Origin of the sequence: Bradyrhizobium centrolobii, assembly GCF_001641635.1 — a bacterium.
Lineage (GTDB): Bacteria > Pseudomonadota > Alphaproteobacteria > Rhizobiales > Xanthobacteraceae > Bradyrhizobium > Bradyrhizobium centrolobii.
On sequence record NZ_LUUB01000079.1, the window covers coordinates 218,373 to 230,877 of the forward strand.

Consider the following 12,505-nt stretch of genomic DNA (forward strand, 5'->3'; position numbering starts at 1 on the left):
CTCAGCGCACGTTGGCGAGCCGCATGTCGAGATAGGCGGTGATGGTCTCCATCAACGGCTCGAGCTTGCCGTCGAAGAAGTGGTTGGCGCCAGGGATGACCTGCTGGTCGATCACGATGCCCTTCTGCGTCTTCAGCTTTTCGACCAACGTGTTGACGTCCTTGGGCGGCACCACCGCATCCTTCTCGCCGTGCACGATCAGCCCGGAGGACGGGCAGGGCGCGAGGAACGAGAAATCATAGAGATTGGCCGGCGGCGCGATCGAGATAAAACCCTCGACCTCCGGGCGGCGCATCAGGAGCTGCATGCCGATCCAGGCGCCGAAGGAGAAGCCGGCGACCCAGCAGGCGCGCGCTTCGGGATTGATGGTCTGCGCCCAGTCGAGCGCAGCTGCGGCATCCGACAACTCGCCGGTGCCGTGATCGAACGAGCCCTGGCTGCGGCCGACGCCGCGGAAGTTGAAGCGCAGCACGGAGAATCCGCGATGCGCGAAGGCGTAGTAGCACTGGTACACGATCTGATGATTCATCGTGCCGTGAAACTGCGGATGCGGATGCAGGATCATCGCGATCGGCGCGTTCTTCTGCTTGGCCGGGTGATAGCGGCCTTCGAGGCGGCCTGCGGGGCCGGCGAAAATGACTTCAGGCATCGATGATCTCTTGATTGATTCCCTTGAGAGACGATCCTCAGCAATCAACCGTTTGTGCCGGCTTCATCGGCTGCTCCGCCGACGAAAGCGCAAATGGGGTGAAAGGGCGCCTTCGGATGATGCGCGAGAGGCGCGCGGTGACTTGACGCGCGCGTTCTAACATAGGCTGAGGGTCAAAAAGCAAGCATCTTGAACATCTCCCAATGTGGTCAAGATGTTAGCCTGTCACCGCTGCGTCATCGCGAGCCGCGGATCTGGAATCGAGGTTGCCAAGCGCGTGGCCACGGCCCATGTCGAGCGATCGATGCGCAGACCATGTCCCGCAGGTTTAGGTAATATATTACTCTATGCGCAACCGCGTCTATCTCGACTGGAATGCGACCACACCGCTCCGCGCGGAAGCGCGGGCAGCGATGCTGGCCGCCTGGGACCTCATCGGCAATCCGTCCTCGGTCCATGCCGAGGGCCGCGAGGCACGACGGCTGGTCGAGGAGGCGCGCGGGGTGCTGGCCTCGGCCGTGCGTGCCCTGCCGCGGAATGTCGTCTTCACCTCGGCCGGAACCGAAGCCAATGCGCTGGCGCTGTCGCCCGGTCTGCGAGGGCCGGCTGGCGGGCCGGTGGAACGACTGCTGGTCTCGGCGGTCGAACATGCCTCGGTGCTGGCTGGCGGCCGGTTCCCGGCCGACAGGATCGGCCAGATCCGGGTCACGCGGTCGGGCGTGGTCGATCTCGACCACCTCAAGGCCTTGCTCGGCGCCGGCCCGCCGGCGCTGGTCTCCATCATGGCTGCCAACAACGAGACGGGCGCGCTTCAGCCGGTCGCGGAGGCGGCGGCGATGGTGCACGAGGCCGGCGGCCTGCTGCACGTCGATGCGATCCAGGTACTCGGCAAGATGCCGTTCGATATCAAGGCGGCAGGTGCAGACCTTGCGACCTTTTCTGCACACAAGATCGGCGGCCCCAAGGGCGTCGGCGCGCTGGTCGTGGCCGAGGGGGTTGCTGGACTTGAGCCCGTACTGCGCGGCGGCGGGCAGGAGCTCGGCCGCCGGGCGGGAACTGAGAATGTCGCGGGCATTGCCGGCTTCGGTGCGGCGGTGAGAGTAGCCGTTCGGGTTCTCCCGGAAGAGGCGGAGCGCATGACAACCCTCAGAGATCATTTGGAAAATGGGCTCCGCACCGTTGCCGGCGCGACGATCTTTTCCGAGAACGTTCAGCGGTTGCCAAATACCGTCCTGTTCACCGCGCCCGGGCTGAAGGCCGAGACCGCCGTGATCGGATTTGACCTCGAAGGCATCGCGGTGTCCTCGGGCTCGGCCTGTTCATCAGGAAAGGTGCAGCCGTCCCATGTGCTTTCGGCCATGGGATTCGGTCCCGCCGTCGCTCAGGGAGCGGTGCGCCTCAGTCTGGGCTGGTCCACGCAGGCCGAGGACATCAATAGGGCGTTAGAGGCTTGGCGAAAGCTGAGTAATACCCTACTTAGGGAATAAGCGACGAAACACGGCTTGAATGGTTCTAAGCACGTGCTTTCCGCCGAGAAACATCGTAATAGTCGTCCGAGTTTGATCCACCGCGGTCCTTGAAACCGCGAGCGGAGGATGGAATGCCAGCCGTACAAGAGACGGTCGAGCGCGTGAAGCGCATCGACGTCGACCAGTATCGTTATGGGTTTGAAACCCTGATCGACTCCGAGAAGGCCCCCAAGGGGCTGTCGGAAGAGATCGTAAAGTTCATCTCACAGAAAAAGAATGAACCCGCCTGGATGCTCCAGTGGCGGCTCGAGGCCTATCGGCGCTGGCTGACCATGACCGAGCCGACCTGGGCGCGCGTCGAGTATCCCAAGATCGACTTCCAGGACATCTACTATTACGCGGCGCCGAAGCCGAAGAAGTCGGTCGCCTCGCTCGACGAGATCGATCCGGAGATTCTCAAGACCTACGAGAAGCTCGGCATTCCCTTGCGGGAAGTGGCGATGCTCGAAGGTATCGAGCCGAAGGTCGGCGAGCAGGATCCGGCCCAGCGCAAGATTGCCGTTGATGCGGTGTTCGACTCGGTCTCGGTTGCGACCACCTTCAAGGCGGAGCTGAAGAAGGCCGGCGTGATCTTCATGCCGATCTCTGAGGCGATCCGCGAGCATCCCGAACTGGTGCAGAAGTATCTCGGCTCCGTGGTGCCGACCTCTGACAATTTCTACGCGACGCTGAACTCGGCCGTGTTCTCCGACGGCTCGTTCGTCTACGTGCCGCCGGCCGTGCGCTGCCCGATGGAGCTGTCGACCTATTTCCGCATCAACGAGCGCAACACCGGCCAGTTCGAGCGCACGCTGATCATCGCCGACAAGGGCTCCTACGTCTCCTATCTCGAAGGCTGCACCGCGCCGCAGCGCGACGAGAACCAGCTGCACGCCGCCGTGGTCGAACTCGTCGCGCTCGATGATGCAGAGATCAAATACTCGACGGTGCAGAACTGGTATCCCGGCAATTCGGAAGGCAAGGGCGGCATCTACAATTTCGTCACCAAGCGTGGCGACTGCCGCGGCCGCAACTCCAAGATTTCCTGGACCCAGGTTGAGACGGGTTCGGCGATCACCTGGAAGTATCCGAGCTGCATCCTGCGCGGCGACAATTCGAGCGGCGAGTTCTATTCGATCGCGATCTCGAACGGTTTCCAGCAGGTCGACTCTGGCACCAAGATGATCCATCTCGGCAAGAACACGTCGAGCCGGATCATCTCCAAGGGCATCGCGGCCGGCAAGTCGCAGAACACTTATCGTGGGCTCGTGACGGCACATCGTAAGGCGACCGGCGCGCGCAACTTCACGGCCTGCGATTCCTTGTTGATCGGCGACAAATGCGGCGCGCACACCGTGCCGTACATCGAGGCGAAGAACTCGTCGGCGACGTTCGAGCATGAGGCGACGACCTCGAAGATCTCCGAGGACGTGCTGTTCTATTGCATCCAGCGCGGCCTTTCCCAGGAGGAAGCGGTCGGCCTCGTCGTCAACGGCTTCGTCAAGGACGTGCTCCAACAGCTCCCGATGGAGTTCGCGGTGGAAGCGCAGAAGCTGATCTCGATCTCGCTTGAAGGGTCGGTCGGTTAATCGCCGACCCTCGCGGTGCGCATCTCGCGCTCCATGCATCATTTGAATAGACTGGAAACCAAGATGGCTTTGCTTGAAGTGAAGGATTTGAAGGTTCGTGTCGAGGAACGTGAGATCCTCCACGGGCTGACGCTAACCGTGAACGAGGGCGAGATCCACGCCATCATGGGCCCGAATGGCTCCGGCAAGTCGACGCTCTCCCACGTCATTGCCGGCAAGCCTGGCTATGAGGTCACCGACGGCCAGATCCTGTTTAGGGGCGAGGACCTCCTGGAGATGGACCCGGAAGAGCGCGCCGCGAAGGGTGTGTTCCTGGCGTTCCAGTATCCGGTCGAGATCCCCGGAGTCGCCACCATGACCTTCCTGCGCACTGCGCTGAACGCGCAGCGCAAGGCGCGCGGCGAGGATGAATATTCGACGCCGGATTTCCTCAGGAAAGTCCGCGAGGTCTCGAAGTCGCTGAACATCCCGCAGGACATGCTCAAGCGCGGCGTCAATGTCGGCTTCTCCGGCGGCGAGAAGAAGCGCAACGAGGTGCTTCAGATGGCGCTGTTCGAGCCTGCCCTGTGCATCCTCGATGAGATGGACTCGGGGCTCGACATCGACGCGCTGCGCATTGCCGCCGATGGCGTCAACGCGCTGCGCACGCCCAAGCGCGCGATAGTGGTCATCACCCACTATCAGCGTCTGCTGAACTACATCATACCCGATTTCGTGCACGTGATGTCGCGTGGCCGCGTCGTGAAGAGCGGCGACAAGCAACTGGCGCTGGAGCTGGAGGAGTCCGGCTACGCCCAGTTCGAGGATGCGGCGTAAAGGATTTCAGGATGAACGTTGCTGTGGCAAAGACCGAGAGCGGCCGCGCGGTGAGCGATCTCTTCGCCAGCGCCGAAGGCCGCCTGCCGGGTTCGCCGGCGGTCGTTGCGGTGCGCCGCGAGGCATTCGAGACCTATGAGCGTCTCGGCCTGCCGCACCGCCGGCTCGAAGAGTGGAAATATACCGATCTGCGCGCGATGGTCGGCGAGGTGCTGCCGCTGGCGGTTGCGCCCGACGCTGCCGCGCTGTCGCGCGCGGCGGACGCCGTGAAGGCACATGCGTTTGAAGGCGCCCGCAAGCTGGTGCTGGTCGATGGCGTGTTCACGGCCGATCTGTCGGACGTGAAGGCGCTGCCTGCCGGGGTGAGCGTGACGACGCTGCGCGAGACACTGGACAAGACCGCTGATCTCCTGACGACCGCATCGACCGACGCGGTGATCTCGCTGAACGCGGCGATGGCGACCGATGGCGTCGTGCTGTCGATCGCGGACGGTGCCCAGCCCTCCGCGCCCGTCCAGATTATTCACGTTGCAACAGCTCCTTCCGCGTCGGCCTTCACCCGCTCGCAGGTGCGGATCGGGAAGGGCGCTCGCCCCACCATCATCGAGAGCTTCGTGTCGGCCGGCGCCAGCGCCTACCAGGTCAACGACGCCGTCCTCGTCTCGATCGGCGATGACGCCGATGTCGCGCATATCCGCCTGATGGATGATGCGCCTGACGCGGTGAACATCACCTCGCAATTCGTGACCGTCGGCGCCAATGTGAAGCTCAACTACTTCAACATGACGACCGGCGGCGCCGTCAGCCGCCTGCAGGGCTTCATCACGTTTGCGGGCGAGGGCAGCGAGCTCTCGGTCAACGGCGTGAATCTATTGAAGAAGACCGAGCACGGCGACTTGACGCTGTTGGTTGATCATGCCGTGCCGAACTGCATGAGCCGCGAGACTTTTCGCGCGGTGATCGATGATCGTGCCCATTCGGTGTTCCAGGGCCGCATCATCGTCCGTCCCGACGCGCAGAAGACCGACGGCAAGATGATGACCCGCGCGCTGCTGCTCTCGGACGAGGCGGAAGCCGACAACAAGCCCGAGCTCGAGATTTTCGCCGACGACGTCTCCTGCGGCCACGGCGCCACCGCCGGCGCGCTGGACGACAGCCTGCTGTTCTATCTGCGCGCCCGCGGGCTGCCGGAGAAGGACGCGCAGGCGCTGTTGATCCAGGCCTTCGTGGGCGAGGCGATCGAGCAGATCGCCGATGATGATTTGCGCGAGCACGTGATCGGCGTCGCCGAGCGCTGGCTGGGGCGGCGGTCATGAGCGCGCATCCGGCGGTCCTGAACGGCGCCTACGATGTTGCGCGCGTGCGCCAGGATTTTCCGGCGCTCACCATGCAGATCTACGGCAAGCCGCTGGTCTATCTCGACAACGCCGCGTCGGCCCAGAAGCCGCAGGCCGTGCTCGACCGCATGACCAAGGCCTATATATCCGAATACGCCAACGTGCATCGCGGCCTGCATTACCTCGCCAATGCCGCCACCGAAGCCTATGAGGACGCGCGCGCAAAAGTTGCGCAGTTCGTCAACGCGCGGCGTACCGACGAGATCATCTTCACCCGCAACGTCACCGAGGCGATCAACCTCGTGGCGTCGTCCTGGGGCGAACCGAACATCAAGGCCGGCGACGAGATCGTCCTCTCGATCATGGAGCACCATTCCAACATCGTGCCCTGGCATTTCCTCAGGGAACGCCACGGCGCGGTGATCAAATGGGCGCCGGTCGACGACGAAGGCAACTTCCTGATCGACGAGTTCGAGAAGCTGCTGACTCCGAAGACCAAGCTTGTCGCCATCACCCAGATGTCGAACGCGCTCGGCACGTTCGTTCCGATCAAGGAGGTCGTGCGGCTGGCTCACGACCGCGGCATTCCGGTACTGGTCGACGGCGCGCAAGGTGCGGTGCATCTGCCCATCGACGTGCAGGACCTCGACTGCGATTTCTACGCTTTCACGGGCCACAAGGTCTATGGCCCGACGGGCATCGGCGCACTCTATGCCAAGCACGAGCACCTCGTCGCGATGCGGCCGTTCAACGGCGGCGGCGAGATGATCCGCGAGGTCGCGAAGGACTGGATCACTTATGGCGATCCGCCGCACAAGTTCGAGGCGGGCACCCCGCCGATCGTCGAAGCGATCGGCCTTGGCGCCGCCATCGATTACGTCAATTCGATCGGCAAGGAGCGCATCGCCGCGCACGAGCACGACCTCGTCACCTACGCCCAGGAGCGGCTGCGCGAGATCAATTCGTTGCGGATGTTCGGAACAGCCCGCAACAAGGGCCCGGTGATCTCCTTCGAGCTCAAGGGCGCGCATGCCCACGACGTCGCCACCGTAATCGACCGCCAGGGCATCGCGGTCCGCGCCGGCACCCATTGCGTGATGCCGCTTTTAGAGCGGTTCAACGTCACCGCCACATGCCGCGCTTCGTTCGGCATGTATAATACGCGGGAAGAAGTCGACCATCTGGCTCAGGCGCTGCTGAAGGCGCGGGATTTGTTCGCATGACCGATACGGCCGAAATCAAAGCCAATCCGATGGAAACCCATTCGGCGCTGCCGCCGGAGGAGACCGAGCGGCTGACGCGCGAGATCATCGCGGGCCTGAAGACCGTGTTCGATCCGGAAATCCCGGCCGACATCTACGAGCTCGGCCTGATCTACAAGGTCGAGATCAAGGACGACCGCTCCGTCGACGTGCTGATGACGCTGACGACGCCGAACTGCCCGGCCGCCGGCGAGCTGCCGACCATGGTGGAGAACGCGGTTGCCAGCGTTCCCGGCGTCGGCGTGGTCGACGTCAAGGTCGTCTGGGAGCCGGCCTGGTCACCCGAACGCATGAGCGACGAGGCGCGCCTCGTGCTCAACATGTGGTGAGGGCGCCTCCGGCATTGAATTTGCTCCGCAACGGACCACATGAGTGACATGACCCAGATATCTTCGGGCTCGACACCAGCTTCCACCCCCAAGCCGCGGCGGCCGCGCCCGCAGGTGATGCGGCTGACGGACGCTGCAGCGCAGCGCATCACCGAGCTGACCCAGCGCGCCGACTCCGAGATCGTGGGCCTGCGCGTCGGCGTGAAGAACGGCGGTTGCGCCGGCCAGTCCTACACCGTCGAATACGCCCACGAGATCCGCCCGACCGACGAGGTCGTCGAGGACAAGGGCGTCAAGATCCTGGTCGATCCCAAGGCCGTGCTGTTTCTGCTCGGCACTGAGATGGACTACAAGGCCGACAAGATGCAGGCCCAGTTCGTCTTCAACAACCCCAACCAGGTTTCCGCCTGCGGCTGCGGCGAGTCCGTCGAGCTGCGGCCGGCGAAGGTTGAGGGGTAGCCCAACACAAGGTCGTCGTCCCGGCGAAGGCCGGGACCCATACCGCGTGATCTCTCGTTGACGCGAGATATCCGTACCGGCGATGGCACGGCTGGCAATCTTCGCTAAACTGCTCCCTGGGGTTATGGGTCCCGGCCTTCGCCGGGACGACCATGGGGAGGCATGTGGGCCATGGACCGCGAATTCCTGATCGATCTGTTCGCCGATTTCGGCCCCGTCACCATCCGAAAAATGTTCTCCGGCTACGGCATCTCCGCCGACGGCACCAATTTCGCGCTCGCCTTGCGCGCCGGCCTGTTCTTTCGCGCCGATGAGCAGACCATCCCTGACTACGAAGCAGAGGGCTCAGGGCCGTTCCAGTATTCGACCCGCGCCAAGACCGTGACGGTCAACTCCTACTGGCAACTGCCCGCGCGTCTGTTCGACGATTCCGAGGAGCTTGCGCAATGGGCGAGGGCAGCGCTAGCCGCCGCGCAGCGCGCCAAGGTGAAGAAGCGGCCGAAGAAGGCGGCCGCCAAGGTTGCGAAAGCGCCGGCGAAGAAGCCGGGCAAGAAAGCTGTAGCCAAGAAGGCTGCAGTTCGTAGGGTGGGCAAAGCGAAGCGTGCCCACCGCTCAAGATCGTGATCTCGGAGAGATGGTGGGCTCGGCGCGGTGCGCCTTTGTCCACCCTACGGCTGATTACGCCACCCTGTTGTGCGTCTCGATCGCATATTCCGGATCGGCCTCGCAGATCACGCGGTTGCGGCCGTTGCGCTTGGCGGCGTAGAGGCAGGCGTCGGCGCGCTCGATCAGGGAGTCGGTGTCGTCGCCCGGTTTGAGCATGGAGACGCCGACGGAAATGGTGACGCGGCCGAGGATCTCGCCGGTGGATTTCTTCTTCAATTCCTTCGCCATTACGGCGCGGCGGATGTGATCGGCAACCGTGAGGGCCTGGCGCAGCGAGGTGTTGGGCAGCACGACCGCGAACTCCTCGCCGCCGTAGCGAGCGGTGATGTCCTGGCCCTTGATGGTCTGCTTCAGCGACAGGCCGACCAGGCGCAGCACCTGATCGCCGGTGAGATGGCCGTAGGAATCATTGAACGATTTGAAATGGTCGATGTCGAGCAGCAGCAGCGACAACGGTTCGCCCGAGGCGAGCGCGCTCTGCACGGCCATGCCGATCATGCGGTCGAAATATTTGCGATTTCCCAGGCCCGTGAGCGGATCGGTCAGACTCTCGGCGCGGATCGCCTCCAGGCTCTGCTGGAGATTGCTGATCTCGTTCTTCGACAGCGACAGCCGGTCTTCGAGCGCCTTGTTGGTCTCGCGCATCTCGCGGGTCGATCGCACCAGCGTCTCGACGATCGACTTGATCTGCTCGCGGCTCGTGGCCGACGACAGTTTTTCCGCCGCGCCCGACAGGCTGGCATCGTAAGAGCTGGTCATGCCTAGCGCTTCGCTCAGCACCGTCACCACGTCGTCAATCTCGCCGATGACGCGCGCGCCGACCTTGTCGATGCGGTCGGTCGTCTTGATGTGGGAGAGATAGGTCTCGTAGATCTGCTCGAGATCGGCTTCGGTCAGCTTGCCGTTGCGCGCCAGCGTCTCGTTGATGATCTTGTTCAGCGGCGCGTTATAGCCCGTGGCGTAGACGTACCAGATCTCGTAATTGCGGGGGATTGCAGTTTGTCGAAGTGACCGGATCTGACCGAGCGCCACCTCGGCGAACGCCATCGTGCGTTCGTGTTCGTCGAGCACGTTGACCACTGAACATTCCCCACGGCGATCGGTGCGCGGCCGATCGCTGCAATGCTTAAATTATGTTCGTAGGCTAACGGACGATCGTGAACGGCCGGTAAACGGCCGTTCCTTACGCGCCCGCGGGCGAGCGTACCGGTCGCAGCAGAAACGCGGGGAGATGCGAGTGATCGCCGGGCTCGGTGTCGACCTCGCGCTGGCGGCGCGGTTCCGGTCGGCCGATCGACGGCACGTGCGAGGCGTGGGGCTGTTGACGCGAACCGCGACGCGGCTCGGGCGCATGCCTGGGTTCGGAATCGTGACGCGCTTCGCTGCGCGGTTCGTGGCTGCGCTGTTGACCGCGCGCCGATTTGCCGCGGCCGCCGCGGGAGCGTTCGCGGCCGCGCTGCTCGCGCGGGCGCTCGCTCTGCTCGGCTGCATCAGTGTGGACTTCGTAATCGCCTTCGGCGCGCGGAATGCTCTGGCCGATCAGCTTTTCGATCGCGGCGATCGACTTCTGGTCGAGCGGCGTCACGATCGAGATCGCGGTGCCGGTGCGGCCCGCGCGGCCGGTGCGGCCGATGCGGTGAACGTAATCGTCGGGATGATGGGGAACGTCGAAATTGAAGACGTGGCTCACTTCGGGAATATCGAGGCCGCGGGCGGCGACGTCGGAAGCAACCAGCAGCGGCAGCTCACCCTTGCGGAACTGATCCAGCGCCGCCATGCGGGCCGGCTGGTCCATGTCGCCGTGTAGCGCGCCGACGCTAAAACCGTGCTTCTGAAGTGACTTGTGAACGATGGCGACTTCGCGCTTGCGATTGCAGAAGATGATCGCGTTCTTGAGGTCTTTGGCTTCGCGGAGCAGGCGGCGGAGCAATTCGCGCTTCTCATGCGCCTCGCGACCTGCGGGGACCTGGGACTGCGTGACGGTGACGGCGGTGGTGGCGGGCTTGGAAACTTCGACCTTCTGCGGATTGTGCAGGAAAGCCTCGGTGATGCGCCGGATCTCGGCCGGCATGGTCGCGGTGAAGAACAGGGTCTGCCGCGTGAAGGGGACGAGCTTGCAGATGCGTTCAATGTCGGGAATGAAGCCCATGTCCAGCATGCGGTCGGCTTCGTCGATGACGAGCAGTTCGACGCCGGTGAGCAGGAGGCCGCCGCGCTCGGTGTGGTCGAGCAGGCGGCCCGGCGTTGCGATCAGGACATCGACGCCCCGCATCAGCTTGGCATCCTGGTCGCCGAAAGAGACGCCGCCGATCAGGAGCGCGACGTTGAGTTTCTGCCCGGCGCCGTAGCGGTCGAAGTTTTCCTTGACCTGCGCCGCGAGCTCGCGGGTCGGCTCCAGGATCAGCGTGCGTGGCATGCGCGCCCGGGCGCGCCCCTTCTCGAGGATGGTGAGCATCGGCAGCACGAAGGCCGCGGTCTTGCCGGTGCCGGTCTGGGCGATGCCGAGGACGTCCCGCCGAGCGAGCACGTGGGGGATCGCCTGTTCCTGAATGGGGGTGGGGTTGGTGTAACCGGTGGCCGCCACTGCGGCGAGGACTTTTTCGGATAGTCCGAGATTTGAAAAGGACATTGAGCCTCTGGTCGAAACCGCCGTTCGGAATCGAGGGTAAAAAGGCTGCCGCGCTCCACCCCGAAACGGCGCGCTCTCAAGGAAGCTGGGGGTGCTGACTTACGCGAACAAAGCGCCAGGCTCAGGAATCGCTCTTCGACACCGAGCCGCGTCGACCGGAACATAGGGTGGAATCGGCCAAAGTCAATGGAGCAGGCGCGGGAAGACCCTAAAAACCCTAAGGTTTTTGCTCAAATTGCGGGCGCGGCTCGGCTTTTCCGCCTCTGCCAGCCGGTCCGGCGGGAACCGTCAGCGCCCTTCGGAGCCCTGGGCCCGGAAATCACCGGGGGCCATGCCGTAGGCGGCATTGAACACCCGGTAATAGGTCGCCAGGCTCTCGAAGCCGCAGGCCGTAGCGATATCCGCGATCAGCCGCTCCGGCGCTTCGCGCATCAGGCGGCGGCTCTGCTTCAGTCGTTCGTCCGTCACGGTCTGCGAGAAGCTCTTCTCGGCCATCTCGAACAGCATGTGCAGGTGGCGTACGGAGACGCCGAGCAGGTCCGCCACCATCGCCGGCGTCAGGTCCGGGTTTTTCAGATGCTGCGCGATCAGGCGGCGCGCCAGCGACAGGCGGGCGGTCCGCAGCGCGGCCTGGCCACGCCGGCTGCCCGGGCCGACGATACCACGCTCGATCAGCGCCAGATGCGCCAACGCCTGGACGAGCGTCGTGGTCTCGGGCGATCCGTCGTCCCCGGCGGTCTCGCCGAGATCGGCAAAGCAGGAGTTGAGCAGGGGGGCCAGGGCGGGATCGTTGAAGGTCTTCGGCACAAGCTCGCGCATGCGCCGGTCCTGGGTGGGAATGCCGCCGACAGGGACCTTCAGGATCCGCAGGTGGAATCCGGCGGCTCCGAGCGGCACGGTGCGGTAGGGCAGGTCGGTATGGCTGGTGGCAAAGCTGCCATTGGGGATCGCGAAATCGCTGCCGCGCATGCCGCCGAACCAGCCGCCGCCACCGAGCTGCTGATAGACGCACACGCTGTCACCCGGCGCGTAGGCGATGTCCGCCTTGCTGCGCTCGACGGTGTAGGGCGAGGCCTTGAGCTCGACGAAGCCGGCGCCGCCGAGCTGACGCAGCGAGAACTCGCCGAAAAAGTCCGCGCGCCGTTCGCGCTCGAGCTCCGCCGTGACGCCGAACAGTCCCTTGGCGCGGACCTCGCGCCAGTAGTCGAAGCGTTCGTGCGGTTCGACCTCGTCGGTGCACCAGCGATACACGGCAATCCCC

12 protein-coding genes are annotated in these 12,505 nt (G+C 64.2%); 8 read left to right on the forward strand and 4 right to left on the reverse strand.

All coding sequences use genetic code 11. The features are described from left to right. Window position 1: 1 nt before the first annotated feature. A complete protein-coding gene (locus AYJ54_RS27360) occupies window positions 2–649 on the reverse strand; it encodes an alpha/beta hydrolase (protein ID WP_027524593.1) in 648 nt (215 codons plus the stop codon). Between the two features lie 347 nt (window positions 650–996). On the opposite strand from AYJ54_RS27360, the gene AYJ54_RS27365 reads away from it, so the two are divergent. The 8 genes from AYJ54_RS27365 (at window position 997) to AYJ54_RS27400 (ending at window position 8,573) form a co-directional block, all read left to right on the forward strand. Next, window positions 997–2,136, forward strand: a complete 1,140-nt coding sequence (locus AYJ54_RS27365) for a cysteine desulfurase family protein (protein ID WP_063703806.1) — start codon at window positions 997–999, stop codon at window positions 2,134–2,136. A gap of 113 nt (window positions 2,137–2,249) precedes the next feature. Next, window positions 2,250–3,746 carry a Fe-S cluster assembly protein SufB gene (sufB, locus tag AYJ54_RS27370; protein ID WP_063703808.1) on the forward strand — a complete coding sequence of 499 codons (1,497 nt, stop codon included), beginning with the start codon at window positions 2,250–2,252 and terminating at the stop codon, window positions 3,744–3,746. Window positions 3,747–3,809: 63 nt separating this feature from the next. Beyond that, a complete protein-coding gene (gene sufC, locus AYJ54_RS27375; protein WP_063704268.1) occupies window positions 3,810–4,562 on the forward strand; it encodes a Fe-S cluster assembly ATPase SufC in 753 nt (250 codons plus the stop codon). A gap of 11 nt (window positions 4,563–4,573) precedes the next feature. Beyond that, window positions 4,574–5,878, forward strand: a complete 1,305-nt coding sequence (gene sufD, locus AYJ54_RS27380; protein WP_063703809.1) for a Fe-S cluster assembly protein SufD — start codon at window positions 4,574–4,576, stop codon at window positions 5,876–5,878. After that, window positions 5,875–7,122, forward strand: coding sequence for a cysteine desulfurase (locus tag AYJ54_RS27385; RefSeq protein WP_063703811.1), 1,248 nt, complete (start codon window positions 5,875–5,877; stop codon window positions 7,120–7,122). The genes sufD and AYJ54_RS27385 overlap by 4 nt, the downstream gene beginning before the upstream one ends. After that, entirely contained in the window at window positions 7,119–7,490 is a 372-nt protein-coding gene (locus AYJ54_RS27390) for an SUF system Fe-S cluster assembly protein (RefSeq protein WP_063703813.1), read from the forward strand. The genes AYJ54_RS27385 and AYJ54_RS27390 overlap by 4 nt, the downstream gene beginning before the upstream one ends. A 48-nt stretch (window positions 7,491–7,538) precedes the next feature. Then, window positions 7,539–7,949, forward strand: coding sequence for a HesB/IscA family protein (locus tag AYJ54_RS27395; protein ID WP_082905876.1), 411 nt, complete (start codon window positions 7,539–7,541; stop codon window positions 7,947–7,949). A 171-nt stretch (window positions 7,950–8,120) separates the two neighbouring features. After that, window positions 8,121–8,573: a TfoX/Sxy family protein gene (locus AYJ54_RS27400; protein ID WP_063703815.1), complete on the forward strand. Its 453-nt coding sequence runs from the start codon at window positions 8,121–8,123 to the stop codon at window positions 8,571–8,573. A gap of 54 nt (window positions 8,574–8,627) precedes the next feature. Here AYJ54_RS27400 and AYJ54_RS27405 read toward each other — a convergent pair whose 3' ends face one another. From AYJ54_RS27405 to AYJ54_RS27415, 3 genes are all read right to left on the reverse strand, one after another. After that, on the reverse strand, window positions 8,628–9,695 hold the full coding sequence (locus AYJ54_RS27405) for a GGDEF domain-containing protein (protein ID WP_063703817.1): 1,068 nt from the start codon (window positions 9,693–9,695) through the stop codon (window positions 8,628–8,630). A 103-nt stretch (window positions 9,696–9,798) separates the two neighbouring features. Next, window positions 9,799–11,244 carry a DEAD/DEAH box helicase gene (locus tag AYJ54_RS27410; RefSeq protein WP_063703819.1) on the reverse strand — a complete coding sequence of 482 codons (1,446 nt, stop codon included), beginning with the start codon at window positions 11,242–11,244 and terminating at the stop codon, window positions 9,799–9,801. A 288-nt stretch (window positions 11,245–11,532) separates the two neighbouring features. Beyond that, window positions 11,533–12,495 carry a helix-turn-helix domain-containing protein gene (locus AYJ54_RS27415; RefSeq protein WP_063703821.1) on the reverse strand — a complete coding sequence of 321 codons (963 nt, stop codon included), beginning with the start codon at window positions 12,493–12,495 and terminating at the stop codon, window positions 11,533–11,535. Between the last annotated feature and the right edge of the window lie 10 nt (window positions 12,496–12,505).

Excerpts from the sequence above, each read along its gene's own strand:
- AYJ54_RS27390 (WP_063703813.1), top strand. The coding sequence starts at position 7,119 with ATGACCGATACGGCCGAAATCAAAGCCAATCCGATGGAAACCCATTCG.
- sufD (WP_063703809.1), top strand. The coding sequence starts at position 4,574 with ATGAACGTTGCTGTGGCAAAGACCGAGAGCGGCCGCGCGGTGAGCGAT.
- sufB (WP_063703808.1), top strand. The coding sequence starts at position 2,250 with ATGCCAGCCGTACAAGAGACGGTCGAGCGCGTGAAGCGCATCGACGTC.
- AYJ54_RS27395 (WP_082905876.1), top strand. The coding sequence starts at position 7,539 with ATGACCCAGATATCTTCGGGCTCGACACCAGCTTCCACCCCCAAGCCG.
- sufC (WP_063704268.1), top strand. The coding sequence starts at position 3,810 with ATGGCTTTGCTTGAAGTGAAGGATTTGAAGGTTCGTGTCGAGGAACGT.
- AYJ54_RS27400 (WP_063703815.1), top strand. The coding sequence starts at position 8,121 with ATGGACCGCGAATTCCTGATCGATCTGTTCGCCGATTTCGGCCCCGTC.
- AYJ54_RS27360 (WP_027524593.1), bottom strand. The coding sequence starts at position 649 with ATGCCTGAAGTCATTTTCGCCGGCCCCGCAGGCCGCCTCGAAGGCCGC.
- AYJ54_RS27385 (WP_063703811.1), top strand. The coding sequence starts at position 5,875 with ATGAGCGCGCATCCGGCGGTCCTGAACGGCGCCTACGATGTTGCGCGC.
- AYJ54_RS27410 (WP_063703819.1), bottom strand. The coding sequence starts at position 11,244 with ATGTCCTTTTCAAATCTCGGACTATCCGAAAAAGTCCTCGCCGCAGTG.
- AYJ54_RS27365 (WP_063703806.1), top strand. The coding sequence starts at position 997 with ATGCGCAACCGCGTCTATCTCGACTGGAATGCGACCACACCGCTCCGC.